Origin of the sequence: Microbacterium sp. ZW CA_36, from assembly GCF_044987475.1 — a bacterium.
In the GTDB taxonomy this organism is placed as follows: domain Bacteria; phylum Actinomycetota; class Actinomycetes; order Actinomycetales; family Microbacteriaceae; genus Microbacterium.
The window spans coordinates 1-19811 of the sequence record NZ_JBJDRL010000074.1 but is presented as its reverse complement, the minus strand read 5'-3'; the positions used below and the strand labels follow the sequence as shown (position 1 = coordinate 19811).

The following is a 19811-nucleotide window of genomic DNA, read 5'->3' as shown; positions in this document are numbered from 1 at the left end:
CGGTGCCGCATACGCCGCCGTGGCGCCGAGCCCGAGGGTCAGCGCGCCGACGGCGAATGCCGCGAGCCGGCGTGGCCGGCGGGCATGGCGATCGTAGGTGTCCATGGTTTCCTCTCTGCGGTGGGTTCGACGGTGAACCCCGCGCGCGTGCCCTGGCCCCAGTGGCCGCTGTACGCGCAGGTTCCCAGAAGGTGGAGCGGACGTCAGCGGCTCATGGGAGCCTCTCGACATCGAACAGCAGCGCCTGCTGCGGGTTGAGGGTGGGAAGCGGCACGCCGGCGACGCCGAGCACCGACCCGGGCAGCTCGATGCCGCCGTCCAGCGCCAGACGCATCCAGTCCGGATCCGACACCTCGTGGCGGCTGGCCGGGCCGAGCTCCGACCTCACCCGCACGCGATAGACCGATCCGGCGTCGAGCCCGGGGAAGCGCACCCGGCCGCTCTGCCCGTCGGCGGACGTGGCGAGGCGGGTCCAGGTGAACAGCGCCCGCTCCCCGCCGGCCGCGACGATGCCGGTGAGCATGGTCGCGTCGTCGGCGAGGTCGGCGTTCACGACGTCGCCCGTGTGGATGAGCTCGCGCAGCTCCCGGTACAGCGCCGCCCAGGCGGTGATGGTGTGCAGGTCTTCGGCGCCCGACACCGTCAGATCGGTCTCGATGCCCGCGTGCGCGGTGAGGGCGACGGCGAGCCGGAACGACAGGTCGGTCTCGCGCGAGGTGGTGTGGGAGCGGCGGGCGCCGAGGTGCGAGCCGATGAGCTCGGGCGGCACCAGGAGGCGCGTCCAGCGCTCGATGCGCGCCCGCTCCACCGGGTCGTTGCAGTCCGACGCCCACACGCGGTCGGTGCGGTCGAGGATACCGAGGTCGACGCGGCCGCCTCCGCCCGAGCACGTCTCGATCTCGAGGCGCGGGTGGCGGGTGCGCAGCTCGTCCAGCAGGCGGTACAGGGCGAGCGTCTGCTCGTGCACGAGGGGCCGGTCGCCGCCGTCGCGGCGCGCGACGGGTTCGACGAGATCGCGGTTGTGGTCCCACTTGAGGTAGTCGATGTCGTGCTCGGCGACCAGCGCGCTGATGCGCTCGAGCACCAGTGCGTAGGCGTCGGGATTGGCGATGTCGAGGACGTGCTGGTTGCGGGCGGTGGCTCCGGCGCCCTGGCCGGGGGCGAGCACCCATTCCGGGTGGTCCCGGGCGAGGTCGGAGTCGGGGCTGATCATCTCGGGCTCGAACCAGAGTCCGAACTGCATGCCGCGCTCGCGCACGGCGTCGACGAACGGCCCCAGCCCGTCGGGCCACACCCCCTCGTCGACGAGCCAGTCGCCGAGCCCGGCGTTCGCGTCCCGGCGCCCGCGGAACCACCCGTCGTCGAGCACGATCCGCTCGACGCCGACCTCGGCGGCGCGGTCGGCGATCTCGACGAGGCGGTCGAGATCGTGGTCGAAGTAGACCGCCTCCCAGGTGTTGAGCACCAGCGGGCGGGGCGTCCCGGGGTGACCGCGGCGAGCGCGGAGCCGGCGGTGGAATCGGGCGGAGAGCCCGTCGAGCCCGCGGTCCGACCACGTGAAGAGCACGGTCGGGGCGTCGTAGCGCTCGCCGGGCTGCAGCACCACCTCGCCCGAGCGCAGCAGTTCGCCGGCGCCGATGACGCGGGACTGCGCCCCGGCGCCCTCGGGAAGCCGCTCGGCGAGGTACTCGCCGTCGCCGCTCCAGGCGAGGTGAACGCCCCACAGCTCGCCGTGCGCGAAGCCGAAGGCCGGCGTGCCCGCGACCAGGAGGAACGGTGTGTCGTGGCCGGGCTTTCCGCGGCGCGCGCGGCGGGCGTGCGTGCCGAACGAGAAGGGCAGGCGCTGCGGCGCACGCTCGCGGCACCACTTGCCGGTGAAGTCCAGGAGCTCTCCCGCGCGGTCCGGCACGGGCACGAGCGCCCGCAGCCCGTCGACCAGATACGCGGATGCCGCTTCCGCCGGGTTCTCCACCGACAGGTCGACCGACAGCACGCCGGCGGCATCCAGCCGGTAGGTCAGCCGGGCGCGCGTGCCGGCCACGGCGTCGTCGAAGCGGAGCGCGATGCGTCCGCCGCCGTCGCGTGCGGGTTCGATGTCCACGTCCACGAGCCGCGGGCGCGGGGTGGTGGCGGTGCCGCCGCGGTGGCCGGCCTGAGCGGGGGTCCCGGCCCAGCCGTCCTGCTCCGTCGGCCACACCGAGAAGAGGCGAGGGACGTCGGGCGAGTTGTTGAGCACGGCAGGCACGGATGTCGCGCGCAGTGCGTCGATCCCCCGCGGGTCCAGGGCGCCCAGATCGGCGCCCCAGTGCAGCACGCGGGGCATGGCGCCCGCGAGATCCACGACCAGCGCAGTCCCTGCCGCTCGCAGCGTGTGGACGGCTGCCGGCACGGCTTCCGTGGCCGGCAACGTCTGGACGGCGCCTTCACCGTTGACCATTCGAACTCCTCCATCGAGTTTCTTGACATCGGTAATTAATCACGTTTACGCTGGCGTCGCAAGCAAAGATCCGAGGTCTGCAGGCGAGGTCGCCACGGACACTCGCGATCTCGGACACCGACGACCGAGGATCGAGATGAGCGACACCCTGCGACTGTCGTGGAGCGCCCCCGCCGATCGGTGGGAGGAGGCCGCACCTCTGGGTAACGGCCGTATCGGCGCCATGGTCTTCGGTGGCGCGACCGGGCGGTACGCGCTCAACGACGCCACCGTCTGGTCGGGTACCCCCGACGGCCCACCCGCGGCGCTGCGCGACGTGCTCGCCGGCGGCGCCGGACCCGAGCGGCTCGCGGAGATCCGCGCGGCACTCGACGCCGGCGACGTCCGCACCGCCGAAGCCCTGCTCATGTCGTTCGAAGGCCCCTACTCGCAGGAGTTCCTCCCGCTCGGCGACCTCGCGGTCGAGGTCGCCGGCGCGACCGCCGTGACCCCGGCGCGCATCCTCGACCTCGACGAAGCCGTGCTGACCGAGACACTGCAGGTTCCCGGCGGCACCGTCCGCCGGCGCTCCTGGGTGTCGGCGCCCGCACAGGCGCTGATCGTCGAGCTCACCGCGGACGTCGAGTTCGCGGCATCCCTCTCGCTATCGACACCCCTCCGCGGCACCGCGAACGGTCTCGGTCTCGACATCGAGATCCCGGTCGACGGGGCACCCCTGCACGAGACCTCGGTCGAGCCGCCCCTGCGGTACGCCGAGGCCGACACCGACTTCGACGCCTTCGCGGCCGTCGCGGTCGCGCTGGACACCGACGGTTTCGTGGATGCCGCGCCTGCACGCGCGGCCGTCCACGGGGCTCGCCGGCTGCTGATCGCCCTCTCCACATCGTCCCGCGCCGAGTTTTGGTGGGCCGACGCGGACGGGGAGTGGCGGACCGCCTCCCGCGAGGCGGTCCGGGACCGTGCCATACAGCGCGCGGATGCCGCGGCACACCGCGCACCGTCCGCGCTGCTCGCCGAGCACATCGCCGATCGTCGGCGCCACGCTCGGGCACGGTTCGCGATCGGCGGTCGACGGGAAGGCACGTGGGACATCGACCGCGACATCCTCCACACCGGCGACGCGCAGCTGAAGGCGACGATCGCCGCCGAGTTCGGCGCGTATCTGCTCGCCTCGTCGTCCCGGGCGGGTGGGCCGCCCGCGAACCTGCAGGGCATCTGGAACGACCAGCTGCGTCCTGCGTGGTCGTCCAATTACACGATCAACATCAATACGCAGATGAACTACTGGGCAGCGCCCGTGCTCGGCCTCGACGACGCGTCCGAGCCGCTGCTCGCGCTGGTCGAGCGTCTCGCCCGCACCGGTGCCGACGTCGCGCGCGAGCTGTACGGCGCCCGCGGCTGGGTGGCGCACCACAACTCGGACGTGTGGGGCTGGAGCCTTCCGGTCGGCGGCGGCCACGGTGCGCCCAGCTGGGCGATCTGGATGATGGGCGGCGTGTGGCTCACCCACAACCTGTGGGACGCGTACGAGTTCGGCGGAGACCTCGAGCTGCTTCGCTCCCGCATCTGGCCGGTCATGCGCGGCGCGGTCGAGTTCTGCCTCGACTGGCTGGTGCCCGGTCCCGACGGGATGCTGCGCACCTCGCCGTCGACGGCGCCCGAGAACTCCTTCATCGGACCCGACGGCGGGTCCACCGCGATCGGGCTGACGGCGGCATCCGATGTCTTCCTCATCCAGGCGCTCTTCGAACGCGCCCTCACGGCCATCGATGCGCTCGGTGCCGACGACGACCCGCTCACGGCCGAGATCGATCGCGCGCTGGCCGCGCTCGCCCCGGTGGGGATCCGCTCCGACGGCCGGCTGAGCGAGTGGTCGGCCGAGGTGGTCGAGGTCGAACCGCTGCACCGGCACCTGTCGCCCCTCGTCGGCATGTATCCGCTCGACACCCTCACGCCCGACCGCGATCCCGAGCTCTTCGAGGCCGGCGTCCGCCTGCTCCACGCGCGCGGCTCCGGAGCGATGGGCTGGTCGTGGGCGTGGAAGATCGCGCTGCGCGCCCGCATCGGCGACGGCGATGCCGCCGCGGCGCTCCTGGACGAGGCGCTCGCGCCGTTCGACGGCGACGCGACCCGCCACGGACCCGTGGACGGGTCGGAGTGGGGCGGCCTGCTGCCCAACCTCTTCAGCACCCATCCCCCGTTCCAGATCGACGGCAATCTCGGCTTCCCGGCCGGCATCGCCGAGATGCTGGTGCAGAGCCATGACGGCGTCGTGCGGCTGCTGCCCGCCCTGCCGTCCACGTGGACCGACGGCGACGCGCAGGGACTCGGCGCACGAACCGGCCTCGTGGTCGACCTGGCGTGGCGCGATGGCGCGCTGGCGTCGGCGACGCTGCGCAGCATCCGCGGGGGCGAGCGCGACGTGATCGTCGACTGCGCGGGCGGCCGCGCGGTGGTCCGGGTACCCGCCGACGGGACCGTCGACGTGCCGGTGGACGCGCTCACCGACGCCGCCGGCCTCGCGATCGGGGTGCTCCGTGCGCGGTGAGCTCACCCTCGTCGACGAGCCCACCACCCAGACCGAGCCGCCGGACTTCGACCGGTTCTGGGCCGACACCCTCGGCGAGACGCGGCGCCACCCGCTCGACGTCACCGTCGAGCCGCGGGATACCGGCCTCGCAGTCATCGACGTGTTCGACGTCACATTCCGCGGCTTCGGGGGCACACGGATCCACGCCTGGCTGCGCGTCCCGCACGGCGCGACGGCGCCGCTGCCCGGCCTCGTGCAGTTCTTCGGCTACGGCAACGGCCGCGGCCACGCGCTGCGCGACCTGCGCTGGGCGGCCGCCGGCTACGCGCACCTCGTGGTGGATGCCCGCGGCCAGGGCCACGGCGACACCGACGACGACCACCCGGACGGCGGACCCTCCGCCGGCGGGTTCCTCACCCGCGGCATCCGCTCGCCCTACGAGTACTACTACCGGCGGGTGTACGCCGACGCCGTGCGGGCCGTCGAGGCGCTGAGGTCTCTCGACATCGTCGATGAGGCCCGCGTCGGAGCCGTCGGCGCGAGCCAGGGCGGCGGGATCGCGCTGGCGATCGCGGGGCTGGTGCCCGACCTCGCGGTCGCGATCGTCCAGGCGCCGTTCCTGTGCGAGCTGAATCGCGCGGCCCGGCTCAGCGTCGAGCACCCGTACGCCCTGCTGACCCAGCACTTCGCCGACCGGCGCCTCGACACGGCCACCGCCCTCGACACCCTGCGGTACTTCGACGGCGTGAACCACGCCACGCGCGCCACCGCGCCGGCCCTGCTGAGCACCGGGCTCCGCGACGGCATCGCGCCCCCGGCATCCGTGCTCCCCGCTTTCACGGCCTACGCCGGACCCAAGCAGGTGGTGCTGTGGCCGTACAACGGCCACGAAGCGGGCGGCGACCTCGACGAGGAGAACGCGCTCGAGTTCGCCGCCGCGCACCTGGCACCGCTCCGACGCACCGCCGGTCACCCCAGCGCCTGACCCGCGGACTCGCTACCGTATCGACTGAGACCGAAGGAACCGATGGATCACGACACCGCTGCGCGCACGACGCTCATCCGTTCGGCGTCGGAAGCAGGCTCGAGGGTGTTCGCCACCATCCTGACCCGCAGCCCCATCAGCCGCATCGACATCGCCCGCCAGACCGGGCTGTCGCAGGCCGCCGTCACCAAGGCGGTCTCGCCTCTCGTCGCCGCCGGTCTCGTCGACGCCCCGCCCGCGACCCACCGCGACGGAAACCCCGGTCGCCCCGCAGCGCCGGTGTCGATCGTCCCCGATGCGATGGTGCTGCTGGGCATCAAGGTCAACGTCGACGAGGTGATCGGCGTAGCCACCGATCTCGCCACGACGGTGCTCGCCGCCGAGACCCGGCCGCTGGCCGCGCACGATCCGGGGTCGGCGGCGGAGGCGATCATCGAAGTGGTGCGCCGTCTCGAAGACCGCCTCGGCGACAAGCGCGATGCCATCGCCGGCGTCGGCGTCTCGGTGTCGGGCGACGTCGACACCTCCACCGGCGTCGTCCGGGAGTCGGCGATCATGGGGTGGGCGGACGTCGACTTCGGCGGGCTGCTGCAGGAGCGGCTCGGCCGGCCCGTGACACTGGAGAACGACGTTCACGCCCTCACCGTCGGCGAGCACTGGTTCGGCGTCGGCCTCGGCATGGAGTCGTTCGCGATCGTCACCATCGGCCGCGGCATCGGCAGCGGCCTGCACCTGAACGGGCAGGTCGTCACCGGCGCGTTCGGGGTGTCCGGCGAGATCGGCCACCTGCCGCTCGCCGACCCCGCGCGCATCTGCTCGTGCGGACGCCGCGGCTGCGTCGAGGCCGTGGCCTCCACGGCCGCGATCGCGGCCACCGTGTCGGCCGCGCTCGGCCGCGACGTCGACATCGAGGAGGCGGTCCGCCTCGCGCACGCGGGCGACCCGGCCGCCGAGGCCGCGTTCCGCGAGGCAGCCAGTCTCATCGGCACCGCGATCGCCACGCTGGTCAACCTCGCCGGCCCCGAACTCGTCATCATCGGCGGCGAGGGAGTGTCGAACTTCGACCTCTTCGAGAAGAACCTGCGTGACGCCTTCGACGCCCACGCGTTCGGTGCCGCCGCCCGCTGCCGCATCGTGACGCGGCCGCACACCTTCCAGGACTGGGCCCGCGGCGCCGCTGCGGCCGCCATCCAGTCGCTCGTCCGCTGACGCCGCGCCGCGGCATCCGTCCTTCCCGGAGAAGCCATGCCCGTCATCACGCGCGCTCGCGCCATGCTCGTCGACATCCCCGTCGAGACCGTCCGCACCGACGCGGTGCAGTCGTTCGTGAAGCAGGAGACGATCCTCGTCGACCTCGAGACCGACGACGGCACGCCCGGCCGCGGCTACTCATACACGATCGGCACCGGCGGCCGCGCCGTGCTGTCGATGCTGCGGGACCACCTGTTGCCCGCGATCATCGGGCAGGACGTGCGCCGCCCCGAGGCGATCTGGCGGCATGCGTTCTCGCAGACCCGCGCCACCACGGTGGGCGCCATCACCTCGCTCGCGCTCGCGGCGATCGACACGGCGGTGTGGGATGCCGGATGCCGGCGCAATGGAGAGCCGCTCTGGCGTGCCGTCGGGGGCAGCGATCCGGAGGTGCGGCTCTACGACACCGAGGGAGGCTGGCTGCACATCGACGCCGACACCCTCGTCGCCAACACCGTCGCCGCACGCGACGGCGGCTGGCATGGCTCCAAGCTCAAGGTCGGCTCGCCCGACCCGCGCCGCGACGTCGAGCGCCTCGCCGCCGTGCGTGCGGCCGTCGGCCCGGGCTACCCGCTCATGGTCGACGCGAACCAGGGGCTCACCCTCGCCGATGCGCGCGCTCTCGCCCGCGCGATCGAGCCGTCCGGGATCTCCTGGCTCGAAGAGCCGCTGCCCGCCGACGACGTGTCGGCGCACGCCCGCCTCGTGGAATCGACATCCATCCCCATCGCGGTCGGCGAGTCGCTGTACTCCGTCGGGCAGTTCAAGGAGTACCTCGCACGCGATGCCGCCACCATCGTCCAGCCGGACGTCGCGCGTGTCGGCGGCATCACGCCGTGGCTGAAGATCGCGCACCTCGCCGAGGCGTTCAACGTGCCGGTGTGCCCCCACTTCCTCATGGAGCTGCACGTCAGCCTCGTCGCCGCGGTGCCCAACGGTCGCATCGTCGAGTACATCCCGCAGCTGCGCGCCGTCACGACCGCCGACCTCGCGGTGACCGGCGGTCGCACGACCGCCCCCGACGAGCCCGGCATCGGCATCTCATGGGACGACGACGCGCTCGAGAACCTGCGCGTGCTCTAGCCCGAGCCGCGACACGACGGTGCCCGGCGGTCTCGCGACCGCCGGGCATCGTCGTGGGTACTGCGTCCTACTTCAGCGCGTCGTACAGGTCCTGCTCCATCTGCAGGAACTGCGCGAGACCGAGACCGTCCAGGTCGTCGAGGTACGCCTGCCAGGCGCCGTCGTCGTTGATGTCCCGCTGGCCGGTGACGAACTCCGCCTGCGCCTGCGTGACGTAGTTGGCGATGTTCGTCTGCAGATCGGCGAGCTCTGCCGACGTGTCGGCGTCGGGCCACAGCCTCTCGGCCGGGAACAGGATGCTCTCGTCGGGCATGTAGGGCTCGTACTCCTTCGACGCGATGAGCAGGCGCCGCTCGTAGCCGTCCGGCGAGTAGACGTCCTCGGGGACGACCTGCGAGTTGCGGTACTCCAGCGAGTCCCAGTACTGCGCCATCGAGCGCCAGGCGGCGTTCGAGGTCTCGTCGTAGGTGAGCGGCTTGAAGGAGGGCTCCAGCTCCGGGTCGAGCGCCACGTCGCCCTCTTCCGCCGGCACCCACGCCTCGCCCTCCGGACCCATCGCGCCCCGCTTGTCGCCTTCGTCAGTCACGAGGTAGTCGATGACCTTGATCGCCTTGATGCGCTCGTCCTCGGTCGACTTGTTGGTGAGGGCGAAGATGCCCACCGGGTTCACGGGCGACCGCCACGTCGCCAGCTGCGTCCCGTCGGGGCCGGCGACAGGAGCGACCGCGTCGTAGTTCTTGTCACGGCCGTCCGGAGACTCGGGCGTCACGAAGTCGTACGGATGCAGATCGACCGCGGAACCGAGGATCTCGGTGCCGGAGTTGTCGCCGAGCGCCTTGAGCCCGTCGCCGTTCTGGGTGAACGCCGCGGTGTCGAGCAGCCCCTCCGACGCGAGGGAATTGATGTACGCGAGGCCCGCACGCCACTCGTCCGATGCGGCGGCGAGCTGCACCTCACCGTCGTCCATCACCATCGGAGGCGGGCTGGACGGCCCCGCGACCGGCGCGTAGGCGAACGCGTTCATGAGGTAGTTGACGATCGGCTGCGTCGCCGACCCGCTCAGCGGCACCTCGTCCTGCACGCCGTTGCCGTTGGGGTCGTCGTTCTTGAACGCCCGCAGCACCGTCCGCAGCTCCTCGGTGGTCGTCGGCTGCTCGAGGCCCAGCTTCTCCAACCACGTCGTGTTCATCCACAGCTTGGACGGGAAGCTGCAGTGGTAGCACTCGCTCCACTGGGTGATCGCGTAGATGTGCCCGTCGGGGGCGGTGACCGACTCCTTCCAGTCCGGCTTCTCCTCGAAGCGCTCCTTGAGCGTCGGCGCGTACTCGTCGATGAGGTCCTCCAGCGGCAGCAGGACCCCCTGCTGGCCGTACTTCAGGATCTCGCTGCGCGAGAAGGCGTCGACCCACGGCACCAGGAAGTACGCGTCCGGGTAGTCGCCGCTGGCGAGCGAGACCTGCCGCTTCTCGCCCGCGACGCTGCCGTCGTAGGTGGTGGTCTGCCAGTCGAAGTCGATGTCGAACTTCTTCTCGACCTCCTGGGTGAAGCTGTTCTCCTTGAGCGTGCCGTTGTCGCCCTGCGGACCGAAAGCGACGAGCTTCCCGTTGTCCTGGTCGGCAGAGGGCGTGCACGCCGCCATCGCGAGCGCGGTCGCCGCGATCGCGATCGACGCGACCGCTCCCCTCATCAAGCTGTGTCTCATTGCCGGAATCTCCTTTGCCCGGGTCATATTGCGTGGTGGTGGGTCTGTGAGGGGAAGCGGGTCAGCCCTTGACGGCGCCGACCATGATCCCCTTGTTGAAGTACTTGGCGACGAACGGGTAGACGACGAGCATCGGCACCGTCGCGATGACGACGGTCGAGTAGCGGAGCAGATCGGCGAGCTCCCGCCGCCGGAGCTGCTCGCCGACGTCGCCGCCGCCGCCGGCGTCGTTGAGCACGAGGAGGCCGCGGAGCACGAGCTGCAACGGCTGCAGGTCGGCGTTGCGGAGGTAGAGCAGCGCGTCGAAGTACGAGTTCCACTGCATGATCGCGTACATGAGCGCGATGACGGCGATCAGGGGCTTCGCGAGCGGGAGGACGATCGACCAGAGGATCCGCAGCTCGCTGGCGCCGTCCAGTTGCGCCGCCTCATAGACCTCGTCGGGGATGGAGGCGCGGAAGAACACCATCGCGATGATGACCTGCCAGACGCCGATCGCGTTCGGCAGCAGCATCGACCAGCGGGTGTCGAGGAGCCCCAGCGACTGCACCACCAGGTACATCGGGATCACGCCGCCGCTGAACAGCATCGTGAAGACGACGGCGCCGGTGATGACCTTGCGGCCGAACAGGTTCTGGCGTGACAGCGGGTACGCGATCGCGACCGTGCCGGCCACGCTGATGAGCGTGCCGATCACGGTGTAGAAGGCCGAGTTCGCGAAGCCGCGCACGATCGCCGGATTCGCGAGCGCCTCGACATAGCCGCGGAAGGTGATGTCGACCGGCCAGAACAGCACCTGGCCCGACGAGACGGCGTGCGGGCTCGACAGCGAGCTGGCGACGATGTTCAGGAGCGGCAGCAGCACCACCAGCAGGAAGATCGTGAGCAGTACGTAGGCCACCGCGACGAAGGCGCGATCGCCCCTGGTCTCCCGGATCTTCACGCCGCGCGGCTCGGACCGTCTGCGCCGGGCGCTGGGGAGGGATCGAGCGGCGACGGCGCCGACGGCGGCCTCTTCGGCGAGGACGGCCTCCTTGCTGATGACGTTGCTCACCACAGCCCGCTTCCCGTGACCCGCTTGGACACCGCATTGACGACGAGCAGCAGCACCAGGCTGATCACGGCGTTGAAGAGGCCGATCGTCGCGCCGAGACTGAAGTTCGCGTTGAGGATGCCCGTCTTGTACACGTACGTCGGGATGATCTCCGACGTCGAGAGGTTGAGCGCGTTCTGCAGCAGGAACGCCTTCTCGAACCCGATGGCCATGATGTTTCCGACACCCAGGATGAGGATGATCGTCGCCGTCGGCATGAGCGCGGGCAGATCGACGTGCCGGATCTTCTGCAGGCGCGAGGCACCGTCGATCTTCGCCGCTTCATAGAGCGAGACGTCCACGGACGCGAGCGCCGCGAGGTAGATGACCGCCGAGTACCCCGTCGTCGTCCACAGGTCGGTGGCCACGTAGATGTGGCGGAAGAAGTCGGCGTCGGCCAGCAGGTCGACCTGGCCGGCGCCGAAGAAGCTGAACGTGCGCCCCAGCAGGCCGACGCGAGGCGACAGCAGCAGGATCGTCATGGACACGATCACGACCGTCGAGATGAAGTACGGGGCGTACGTCATGAGCTGCACCGTGCGCTTGAAGAAGCGCAGCCGCACCTCGTTCAGCGCGAGCGCCAGGATGATCGGCAGCGGCAGGCTGGCGATCAAGGTGTACGCGGCGAGGATGAACGTGTTGGCCACCAGCCGCGGGAACACGGGGTTGCCGAACAGCCGCTCGAAGTTGTCGAAGCCGACCCAGGGGCTCCCCCACACCCCGTCGATGGGGTTGTAGTTCTTGAACGCGATCACGGCGTTCGCCATCGGCACGTACCGGAACACGATGAACCACACGATGGGCAGCAGCAGGAGCAGATAGAGCTGCCAGTACCGCCGCACGCTCCGGGAGAACCGTGCGCGAGTGGTCAGCCTTCGCGGCTGCGGGATCACCGCCGTGGCGGGTGTCACATGCTCAACGTCGAGCGTCATCCGGATCCTCCATGGATTACTTTACGACGTAATGTTATGTTGTCGATCGCGATTCCGCTACTGGATCATCCGATGTCTGCCAATTCGGCATCGCCCCCATCGACAGCGCACGCTCTCGCCGAGAGCCCACGTCAAGAACGTGAACGGCGTGTGCTCGCGGCGAGAGCACACGCTGTCGACGAGGCGCGGGCGCGCGGCTACGCGAAGCGGACGGTCTGCTGCAGCCGGGTGCGGATGTCGAAGACCTCGTTGCCGCCGATGTCGCGCGCGCCGGTGATGCCACGACGCAGCACGGTCGCCAGCGCACTGCGCGACGTCACCGCGACCCGCACGCCGCGAACCTTGCCGAGCTCCTGGATCGGATCGATCACGTCTTCGTCGGGCAGCACCACGATCGCGCCGCTGAAGCGGACGCCCGCCCCGCGTGAGATGACCCGCATGTGAGCCAGCAGCTCGGCCAGCGGTGCGCCCGAGACGCCGTCGCCGATGAACTCGCCGCGCCGCAGGCGCGCGGGTCCGCCGAAGTCCTCCGACAGGATGCCGTACAGGCCGCTCGGGCCGAGCACGATGTGGTCGATCTTGGCGTCGGGATCGGCATCCCGTCCCGCCGCGGCGACGTCGTGCCACACCGTGTAACCCATGCCGAGGTCGGCCACGATGCGGGCCGTCGCCTCCTCGGCGAGCGCATCAGCGAGCAGGCGCCGCAACGCCACGGGGGCCGAGCGCACGAGCGCCGGATCGTACGGGTCGTCGAGCGTCACTCCGCGTCCGGCCCACTCGCGGATGAGCGTGAGGTAGCGCTCGCGGCGCCAGCCGCCCGGGTGCCCGTACGAGCGCGCACGCGGACGGGTGTCGGTGCGGGCCGCCGGCGGCCGCCAGCCCGACCACTCGGGGGCCGCCGCCTCGCCGAACCCGTGGCCGCGGTCGTACGCCGCGCGGGCGTCCGGTGTGCCGACGAGCTCCCACGCGCGCTGCACCTGGATGAACACGGCGGCGTCGCCGCCGGTGTCGGGGTGGGTCTGCCGCAGCCGCAGGCGATAGGCCTTGCGCAGCGTCTCGTCGTCGACACCGGGGTCGACCGCGAGCACCTCGTAGGCCGACGCCGAGAGCGGACTGTCGAACACGCACCCTCCCCACGAGCCGCTGCCGCACGGACCGGCCGCGCGGAACACCGCAGATCAGGCTACGTCACCCCCGGGCCGTCGGGCGCGTCGCGGCGCTCATCGCGTCCGATCGTCGGGCGCGTCGCGGCGCTCATCGCGTCCGATCGTCGGGCGCGTCGCGGCGCTCGTTCCGCCGAGCGTAGGCGGCGGCGCTGCGGCTGGACAGGGCGAGCAGGACCAGGATGTCGAGGCTCAGCGACACGTACGTCCCGTCGATCTCGATCTCCTGGCCCTGCGCCCACCACGCGGTGAAGGATGTGCTGATCGAGAGCACCGAGATGAGCATCACGACTACGCGCGCCCAGTTGATGCCCCGGTATACGAGGAATGCCAGCGCGAGGTCGAGCAGCAGCACCACCGCGCCCGTGCCCAGCACGAGCCACAGCGCCGCCTGCGTCCCCTCCGGGCTCGGGTCGAACCCCTCGAGCACGGAGTCGGGATCGGCGAGGATCTCGTCCCACCCGGCCGCGATGCCGACGAGCACGGCCACACCGGCGAGGACGCGCAGCAGGATCAGCGCGGCGCCGGCCGTCGTGGAGATGGGCCGCTTCATGTGCGGGTCGTACTGCGGCGGCTTCAGCAGTCGCGCGGCGGGCTCGAACGCGGGTCGTTTCTGGGGAGCAGGCGTCTCTGCGCTCACGCCGCCACCTCCCCGGACGCGCCGACGCGCGGCTCGACCGCGCGCACGTCGACGATGGGCAGGTCGCCGTCGGTGCGGATGCTGTCGCCGCCTCCGTTGCGCGCGTGGTAGCCGGTGGCGAAGTCGGCGATGACGTCGACAGCGACGCGGGCATCGGCATCCGTCACCGTCCGGACGATGTGGTCGCGCTCGACATCGGTGTCGGCGTCGATCTTGTGCGTGACCTGCAGCGTGAACAGCGACAGGCCCACCCGCGTGTCGAAGGTGCCCGCGGCGAGCCACTCGACCCGGCGCCCGCCTGGCAGCAGCCAGTCATCGGGGCAGCGCCAGAACCGCACATGGTGACGTTGCGCGGGATTGCCGTCGACCTCCTGCTGGTACGCGAAGTCCTGCTGGCGGCCGAAGAGGAACAGCGGGCTCACCGGCGCCTCGTCGTAGCTGCGCCGCGTGAGCGTCGACGCGACGATGCGCCATGAAGACCCGAGGGTGACGGGCTCTGCACGCGTCCAGCCGGCGGCCTCGAGCGCGGCGCGGATCTGCTCGCCGGTGCCCTGGAACGCCAGGTTCACCGGATCGCCGAGGAGCCCGTCGCTGGTCCGGGTGCGTCCGATGAAGTACTCGGGCACGTAGATGGTGGTGAGGATGCGGTGCAGGCGGGGCAGCACGAGGTAGGCGAGCAGCAGCCAGAACGCCAGGAAGAACGGGATGCCCCACCAGCCGACGTGGAACGTCTCGGTGAAGCTGAGGTAGGCCAGCCACAGTGCCGCCAGCCCGGCGAAGACGAAGAAGAACCAGTCGATCGCCACACCGATCGAGTACGCGCGGCGCCGGGTTGCCATGATCCCTCCTGTCCGCCGACCTGTGTCAGCCCCAGAGCGGGATGTCGGGTCGGTGGGCCAGCGCCGTCACGCCGACGTCCGGCGGCAGGTCGGCGAGCGTCGCCGGCTGCCAGCGCGGCGAGCGGTCCTTGTCGATGACCTGCGCCCGGATGCCCTCCGCGAGGTCGGGCTGGGTCGTGGCGAACCACATCACGAGCCCGTACTCCTGGTCGAGCGCGTCGCGCAGTCCCGGCAGCTCGCGCGCGCGGCGCACGGCCGCCAGCGTCACCGCGAGCCCGGTCGGCGAGAGCTCGCCGAGCAGATCGGCGGTGGCGGATGCCTCGGGCTCGGGGCGCGCGCGCAGCCGCTCGACGATCTCGGGCACGGTGTCGGCGGCGAAGGCGTCGTCGATCCACGCGCGTGCCGCCTCGAGCTTCGATCGCACCGGTGTCTCGTCGAAGAGCAGCACCAGCTCGGTCGGCGTGGAGGGATCTGCGCGCGTCTCGAGCGCATCGCGGACCGCGTCGAGATTCTCGTGGGGCACGAAGTGGTCGGCGAATCCGGCGTAGATCGCGTCCGAGGCATCCATCACGGCGCCGGTGAGTCCGAGGTACTCCCCCAGGCGGCCCGGCGCGTGGGCCAGCAGCCACGTGCCGCCGACGTCGGGGGTGAAGCCGATGCGCGTCTCGGGCATCGCCAGCTGCGACCGCTCGGTCACGATGCGGATCGCCGCGTGCCCGGCGACGCCGATGCCTCCGCCCATCGTGATTCCGTCCGCGAACGCGATGAAGGGCTTCGGGTACTCGGCGATGCGGGCGTTGATCGCGTACTCGTCGCGGAAGAACACCCCGGCGTCCTCGGCGCGGCCGCTCGTGACCTGCTCGGCGAGCCCGCGCACGTCGCCGCCGGCGCAGAGTCCACGCTCGCCCGCGCCGTCGAGCAGCACGACGTCGACCTCGGTGTCGTGCTCCCATGCGTCGAGGACCTCGTGCAGCCGTCGGACCATGCCGAGGTCGAGGGCGTTGATCGCCCGCGGACGGTTCAGGGTCAGGCGCCCGAGGCCGCCGCTCGCCCTCGCGAGGACGGTGGGCTCTGCGGCGTCGGTGGCGAGGTCGGTCACGAGCGCAACGTTACCGGCCGGGTGAAGTTCTCCCACGCTGGAGCGGGATTTCCGCCAGGATGGGACTCGGTTCCGCAAGGAATCCGCAATGAAGCGGCCCCGACCTGTGCCCCGCGGGGTGTCTCGCTCACGTCCACGGGAAGGGTTCGGCATGCCCCACGGCCAGTCGCTGGAGTTCTCAGGTGTCACCAAGCGCTTCGGCGCCGTCACGGCCGTCTCCGGGCTCACCGCCCGCGTCGAGCCCGGGCAGGTGACCGGATTCCTCGGCCCGAACGGCGCCGGCAAGACCACCACGCTGCGGATCCTCTTGGGCCTCGTCCGCGCCACGGACGGCCACGCGACGATCGGCGGCAAGCGCTACGCCGAGCTCGACCAGCCGCTGCAGACCGTCGGCGCCGTGCTCGAGGCATCCAGCTTCCACCCCGGTCGCACGGCGGCGGCGCACCTCACCATCTACGCGCAGGCCGCGGGCATCGCGAAGACGCGCGTCGGCGAGGTGCTGGACCTCGTGGGATTGACGGATGCCGCGGGCCGCAAGGTCGGCGGATTCTCACTCGGCATGCGCCAGCGCCTGGGCCTCGCCTACGCGCTGCTGGGCGACCCGGGCGTGCTCGTGCTCGACGAGCCGGCGAACGGCCTCGATCCCGAGGGGATCCGCTGGATGCGCGGCTTCCTCCGCCAGCTCGCGGCCGAGGGCCGCACGGTGCTCGTGTCGTCGCACCTGCTCGCCGAGGTGCAGCAGACCGTCGACGCGCTGCTGATCATCTCGCGCGGGCGCCTGGTGTTCCAGGGCTCCATCGACGAGCTCACCGACCCCGACGAGCACGCCACGGTCGTCGATGCCCCCGACCGCGCGGCGCTCATGGGTGCCCTGCGGGCGGCGGGCGTGCCGTTCGAAGTGCTCCGCTCGGGCCTGACCGTGCGCGGCGTCGACCCGGCCGCCGTGGGTGCGGCCGCCGCGGCGGGCGGCGTGGCGCTGTCGTCGCTGCACCGGCGCGGACCGGCGCTCGAGGAGGTCTTCCTCGACCTCGTGAACGGCGCCCGCGTGCACGCCAGCGCGGCCGGCGCCGTCGGCTCGCTCTCGCCGGTGCAGGGAACGGATGCCGCAGCCGGCGCGGCCGGGGTCATCGGTGTCGCCGCGGCTGCGGCCTCCGCGGAGCCGGACGCTGCGGCCTCCGCGGAATCGGTCGAAGCGACCGCCGTGGACGCGGTCCCGGCGGACGCAGCCCCGGTGGAGCCGGCCGCTGCGCCGGCCTCCGACGAGGACGGCGGTTCGGAGACGGATGAGGCCGAGGAGTCGGCGCTCAGCGCCGCGGCGCTCGATGCCGAGGCGACGGGAGCCCCCGGTGCGGCCGCCGCTCTGGCCGCGGCCGCCGGCGCCGCGTGGGCCGGCGAATCCCGCGAGGCGCGCGACGAGGAGCCCTTCGCGGAGCGTGGCCACGCACCGGCCGATGCCGATTCCGCCGAGAGCGCGCACGACGCGGGTGCCGGTGGCGAAGACCTGCCCGCTGCTGCCGAGCCACCGCTGACGGCGTCCGCGGCGTCGTTGTACTCGGTCGCCGGCACCGGGGTGATCGACATCGTTCCCGCCGCCGCGCAGAACGCGGCCCAGCCCGCGCCGGCATCCGCCGAGCAGCAGGACGCCGAACAGGACGCCGAACAGGACGACGCCGAGCACGCCGCCGCAGAGCCCGCGGCCGAGGAGCCGTCGGCGCGGGCAGCGATCCCCGAGGAGTCCGGCGGATACCCCGCCGACGATCCGTGGGCGCCGGAGGACGCGGATCCCGACGTGGAGGCCCTCGGCGAGATCGACGACGAGCTCTCGACCCCCGAGCCCGCCGACGCGGACGACGACCGTCCGTGGGAGCACTACGTCAAGACGGATTCCGATTTCGAGGCCGACGCCTTCTTCGCGGCGTTCGACGCCGACGGCAATCCACGCGCCGTTCCCGGCGGCGAGGCGGATGCGGCATCCGACCCCGACGCGGATGCCGAAGCGCAGCCCGCCGGTGACGCCGATCCCGGGGCCGACACCGACCCGGCCGACCCCGGCCCCACTCCCGGCGCGGATCCCGAGCACACCGGCGACGCCGAACCCGGCGTCGACACCGACCCGCCCTCCGCGACCTCCGAGTCCCATCCCGAGGACGCCCGCGATCCCGACGCCGCACCCGAAGACCAGCCCGCCGCGACGGAAGACCCGGGTCCCGGGCCGGATCCCGAGCCCTGGATCCCGCCGGAGGCCGCCGCCTTCGAGGACGCGTACGACGACGCAGTCCCCGCGACCGAGGTCCCCGACACCGCGACCGAGACCGCGACCGAGGTCCCCGAGACCGCGACCGACGACACGGCCGAGCCGGTCCCGCCGACGCCGGACGAGGCATCCGTCCCCTCCGATGGTGACGAAGAGCGCGTGGCCGCCGACGACCGCGAGTCCGTCGACCAGGAAGGGGGCGACCGATGAGCCTGACCGCAGCGACGCGCGCCGAGACGACGAAGCTCTTCTCGACCAGCGTCTGGTGGATCCTCGCCGTCGTCCTCTTCGCCTACGTCGCCTTCACCGCGGCCGCCCTCGGCTTCGTGTTCGCCGCTGCGGCGACGGGCGCGCTCCCGGGCGACGCGCCACCGCTCCCCGAAGAGGGCCTGGCCGCGACCCTCTACAGCACGGCCACCGCGGTCGGGTATGTCTTCCCCCTCCTCGTGGGCACGCTCATGGTGACCGCGGAGTTCCGGCACAAGACCCTGACCCCGACGTTCCTCGCGACGCCGCGCCGCGGCCGGGTGCTCGCCGCGAAGCTCGCCGTCGGCGTCCTCATCGGCGTGGTGCTCGGCGTCATCGGCATCGCGGCGGCGCTGGGCACGTCGGCCGCCTTCCTCGCCGGCTTCGGGCTCGAGACCGAGATCACATCGCTCGACACCTGGACGATGCTCGGACGGATGCTGCTCGCCTACGTGCTCTGGACCCTCATCGGCGTCGGGGTCGGCGCCCTGGTGCGCAACCAGGTCGGGGCCATCGTCGGCGTGCTGGTCTTCACGCAGTTCGTCGAGCCCATCGGCCGCACCGCCGCGGCGTTCGTCGACGGCCTGTCGGACTTCACGCGGTTCCTCCCCGGCGCCGCCAGCGACGCCCTCGTGGGAGCGAGCGTGCTGTCGGCGAGCATGCCGCAGGGCTCGACGGAGCCGCTCGAGTGGTGGGTGGGCGGCCTCATCCTGCTCGGCTACGCGGCGGTGTTCGTCGTGGTCGGCCACCTGGTGAGCTGGCGCCGCGACGTCAGCTGACGCAGCCGCTCCGGTCCAGGAAACGCAGCTTCCGGCCGCCCCCAACCTGCGAAACCCGGACCGCGCACGGCCCGACGGCGGTCTGAGCAACGCCAGGGGTCCAGGAAACGCAGGATCGCGGCATCCCGAAACGGCGAAACCCGGACCGCACACGCGGGCCACGGGGGTTTCAGACGGCGGGAGCGGGCGCGGGAGTCTTGCGCTTGCGCGGCTTCTTCTCGGGCACGACGGGAATGGTGCCCGTCTCGGCCGCGATCTCGGCGACGTCGGCGGCCTCCGCGGCGACCTCGACACGCAGCGCCTGCACGAGCGCGAGGCCGTGGCGGGTCGTCAGGATGATCCGCTGGAACTCGGGGTGGCCCTCGAGGTCGATCACGACGCTGGGCCGACGACGGCGGATCACGGCGAAGTCGTCGCCGCCCGCCGAGCGCCACGTCCCCATCGCGATGACGCCGCGCAGGTGCGTGCCCGGGCTGGGGACGCCGCGCAGCCAGGTCCAGGCGTCATCGGTGAGCTGCACCTTGGTGATCGTGGACCGTTCGATGACGACGTTCCCCTTGCGGAATGACAGCGCGCGCTCCGACACCGACAGCACCACTTCGAGCTGCGTCGAGTCGAGCAGCAGCGTCACCATGCGACTAGTCTGCCAGCGGGTCACCCGGGAACCGGGCTCATTTGCTTACGGGAGGGCAACGATCCGCGACCCCGACGTCTCCGCTCGGTGCAAGACTGGATCGGTGACCGTCGTGTCCCCCTCCGTCACCGCGCCCCCCGCAGC

General features: G+C 71.8%; 15 protein-coding genes. 6 read left to right on the top strand and 9 right to left on the bottom strand.

All coding sequences use genetic code 11. The features are described from left to right. Positions 1 to 211: 211 nt before the first annotated feature. Positions 212 to 2437: an alpha-galactosidase gene (locus tag ACI3KX_RS19580; protein ID WP_404910777.1), complete on the bottom strand. Its 2226-nt coding sequence runs from the start codon at positions 2435 to 2437 to the stop codon at positions 212 to 214. Between the two features lie 136 nt (positions 2438 to 2573). On the opposite strand from ACI3KX_RS19580, the gene ACI3KX_RS19575 reads away from it, so the two are divergent. The 4 genes from ACI3KX_RS19575 to ACI3KX_RS19560 are packed head-to-tail and all read left to right on the top strand — an operon-like array spanning position 2574 to position 8286. Then, entirely contained in the window at positions 2574 to 4985 is a 2412-nt protein-coding gene (locus tag ACI3KX_RS19575; RefSeq protein WP_404910776.1) for a glycosyl hydrolase family 95 catalytic domain-containing protein, read from the top strand. Then, positions 4975 to 5952, top strand: coding sequence for an acetylxylan esterase (locus tag ACI3KX_RS19570; RefSeq protein ID WP_404910775.1), 978 nt, complete (start codon positions 4975 to 4977; stop codon positions 5950 to 5952). The genes ACI3KX_RS19575 and ACI3KX_RS19570 overlap by 11 nt, the downstream gene beginning before the upstream one ends. A 42-nt stretch (positions 5953 to 5994) precedes the next feature. Further along, positions 5995 to 7161 (top strand): ROK family transcriptional regulator, encoded by a 1167-nt coding sequence (locus tag ACI3KX_RS19565; protein WP_363355233.1) that lies wholly within the window; start codon positions 5995 to 5997, stop codon positions 7159 to 7161. A 36-nt stretch (positions 7162 to 7197) separates the two neighbouring features. Beyond that, complete coding sequence (locus ACI3KX_RS19560; protein WP_404910774.1) at positions 7198 to 8286, top strand: mandelate racemase/muconate lactonizing enzyme family protein; 1089 nt, start codon at positions 7198 to 7200, stop codon at positions 8284 to 8286. 67 nt (positions 8287 to 8353) lie between these two features. On the opposite strand, the gene ACI3KX_RS19555 is transcribed toward ACI3KX_RS19560, so the two are convergent. The 7 genes from ACI3KX_RS19555 to ACI3KX_RS19525 form a co-directional block, all read right to left on the bottom strand. Further along, on the bottom strand, positions 8354 to 9988 hold the full coding sequence (locus ACI3KX_RS19555; protein ID WP_363355237.1) for an ABC transporter substrate-binding protein: 1635 nt from the start codon (positions 9986 to 9988) through the stop codon (positions 8354 to 8356). A gap of 61 nt (positions 9989 to 10049) precedes the next feature. Further along, the gene (locus ACI3KX_RS19550) at positions 10050 to 11042 is read right to left on the bottom strand and encodes a carbohydrate ABC transporter permease (RefSeq protein ID WP_404910773.1); all 993 of its coding nucleotides are present in this window, start codon (positions 11040 to 11042) and stop codon (positions 10050 to 10052) included. Further along, on the bottom strand, positions 11039 to 12013 hold the full coding sequence (locus ACI3KX_RS19545; protein ID WP_349425444.1) for an ABC transporter permease subunit: 975 nt from the start codon (positions 12011 to 12013) through the stop codon (positions 11039 to 11041). The genes ACI3KX_RS19550 and ACI3KX_RS19545 overlap by 4 nt, the downstream gene beginning before the upstream one ends. 197 nt (positions 12014 to 12210) lie before the next feature. After that, a complete protein-coding gene (locus ACI3KX_RS19540; RefSeq protein ID WP_363355242.1) occupies positions 12211 to 13137 on the bottom strand; it encodes a DnaJ domain-containing protein in 927 nt (308 codons plus the stop codon). A 130-nt stretch (positions 13138 to 13267) separates the two neighbouring features. Then, positions 13268 to 13816: a hypothetical protein gene (locus tag ACI3KX_RS19535; protein WP_349425446.1), complete on the bottom strand. Its 549-nt coding sequence runs from the start codon at positions 13814 to 13816 to the stop codon at positions 13268 to 13270. After that, a complete protein-coding gene (locus ACI3KX_RS19530; protein ID WP_363355244.1) occupies positions 13813 to 14655 on the bottom strand; it encodes an LssY C-terminal domain-containing protein in 843 nt (280 codons plus the stop codon). Before ACI3KX_RS19530 ends, ACI3KX_RS19535 begins: the two co-directional genes overlap by 4 nt. A gap of 25 nt (positions 14656 to 14680) precedes the next feature. Then, positions 14681 to 15754 (bottom strand): enoyl-CoA hydratase/isomerase family protein, encoded by a 1074-nt coding sequence (locus ACI3KX_RS19525; RefSeq protein ID WP_404910772.1) that lies wholly within the window; start codon positions 15752 to 15754, stop codon positions 14681 to 14683. Positions 15755 to 15905: 151 nt separating this feature from the next. Here ACI3KX_RS19525 and ACI3KX_RS19520 point away from each other — a divergent pair, with 151 nt between their 5' ends. Together ACI3KX_RS19520 and ACI3KX_RS19515 are read left to right on the top strand one after the other, a co-directional pair. Continuing rightward, complete coding sequence (locus ACI3KX_RS19520; RefSeq protein WP_404910771.1) at positions 15906 to 18218, top strand: ATP-binding cassette domain-containing protein; 2313 nt, start codon at positions 15906 to 15908, stop codon at positions 18216 to 18218. Further along, on the top strand, positions 18215 to 19033 hold the full coding sequence (locus ACI3KX_RS19515; RefSeq protein WP_363355249.1) for an ABC transporter permease: 819 nt from the start codon (positions 18215 to 18217) through the stop codon (positions 19031 to 19033). Before ACI3KX_RS19520 ends, ACI3KX_RS19515 begins: the two co-directional genes overlap by 4 nt. 169 nt (positions 19034 to 19202) lie before the next feature. Here ACI3KX_RS19515 and ACI3KX_RS19510 read toward each other — a convergent pair whose 3' ends face one another. Next, positions 19203 to 19667 carry a hypothetical protein gene (locus ACI3KX_RS19510; RefSeq protein ID WP_308868952.1) on the bottom strand — a complete coding sequence of 155 codons (465 nt, stop codon included), beginning with the start codon at positions 19665 to 19667 and terminating at the stop codon, positions 19203 to 19205. Positions 19668 to 19811: the final 144 nt, after the last annotated feature.

Bases quoted from the DNA above. Each gene is read 5' to 3' on its own strand.
- ACI3KX_RS19580 (WP_404910777.1), bottom strand. From the start codon at position 2,437: ATGGTCAACGGTGAAGGCGCCGTCCAGACGTTGCCGGCCACGGAAGCC.
- ACI3KX_RS19575 (WP_404910776.1), top strand. From the start codon at position 2,574: ATGAGCGACACCCTGCGACTGTCGTGGAGCGCCCCCGCCGATCGGTGG.
- ACI3KX_RS19565 (WP_363355233.1), top strand. From the start codon at position 5,995: ATGGATCACGACACCGCTGCGCGCACGACGCTCATCCGTTCGGCGTCG.
- ACI3KX_RS19560 (WP_404910774.1), top strand. From the start codon at position 7,198: ATGCCCGTCATCACGCGCGCTCGCGCCATGCTCGTCGACATCCCCGTC.
- ACI3KX_RS19555 (WP_363355237.1), bottom strand. From the start codon at position 9,988: ATGAGACACAGCTTGATGAGGGGAGCGGTCGCGTCGATCGCGATCGCG.
- ACI3KX_RS19545 (WP_349425444.1), bottom strand. From the start codon at position 12,013: ATGACGCTCGACGTTGAGCATGTGACACCCGCCACGGCGGTGATCCCG.
- ACI3KX_RS19530 (WP_363355244.1), bottom strand. From the start codon at position 14,655: ATGGCAACCCGGCGCCGCGCGTACTCGATCGGTGTGGCGATCGACTGG.
- ACI3KX_RS19520 (WP_404910771.1), top strand. From the start codon at position 15,906: ATGCCCCACGGCCAGTCGCTGGAGTTCTCAGGTGTCACCAAGCGCTTC.
- ACI3KX_RS19515 (WP_363355249.1), top strand. From the start codon at position 18,215: ATGAGCCTGACCGCAGCGACGCGCGCCGAGACGACGAAGCTCTTCTCG.
- ACI3KX_RS19510 (WP_308868952.1), bottom strand. From the start codon at position 19,667: ATGGTGACGCTGCTGCTCGACTCGACGCAGCTCGAAGTGGTGCTGTCG.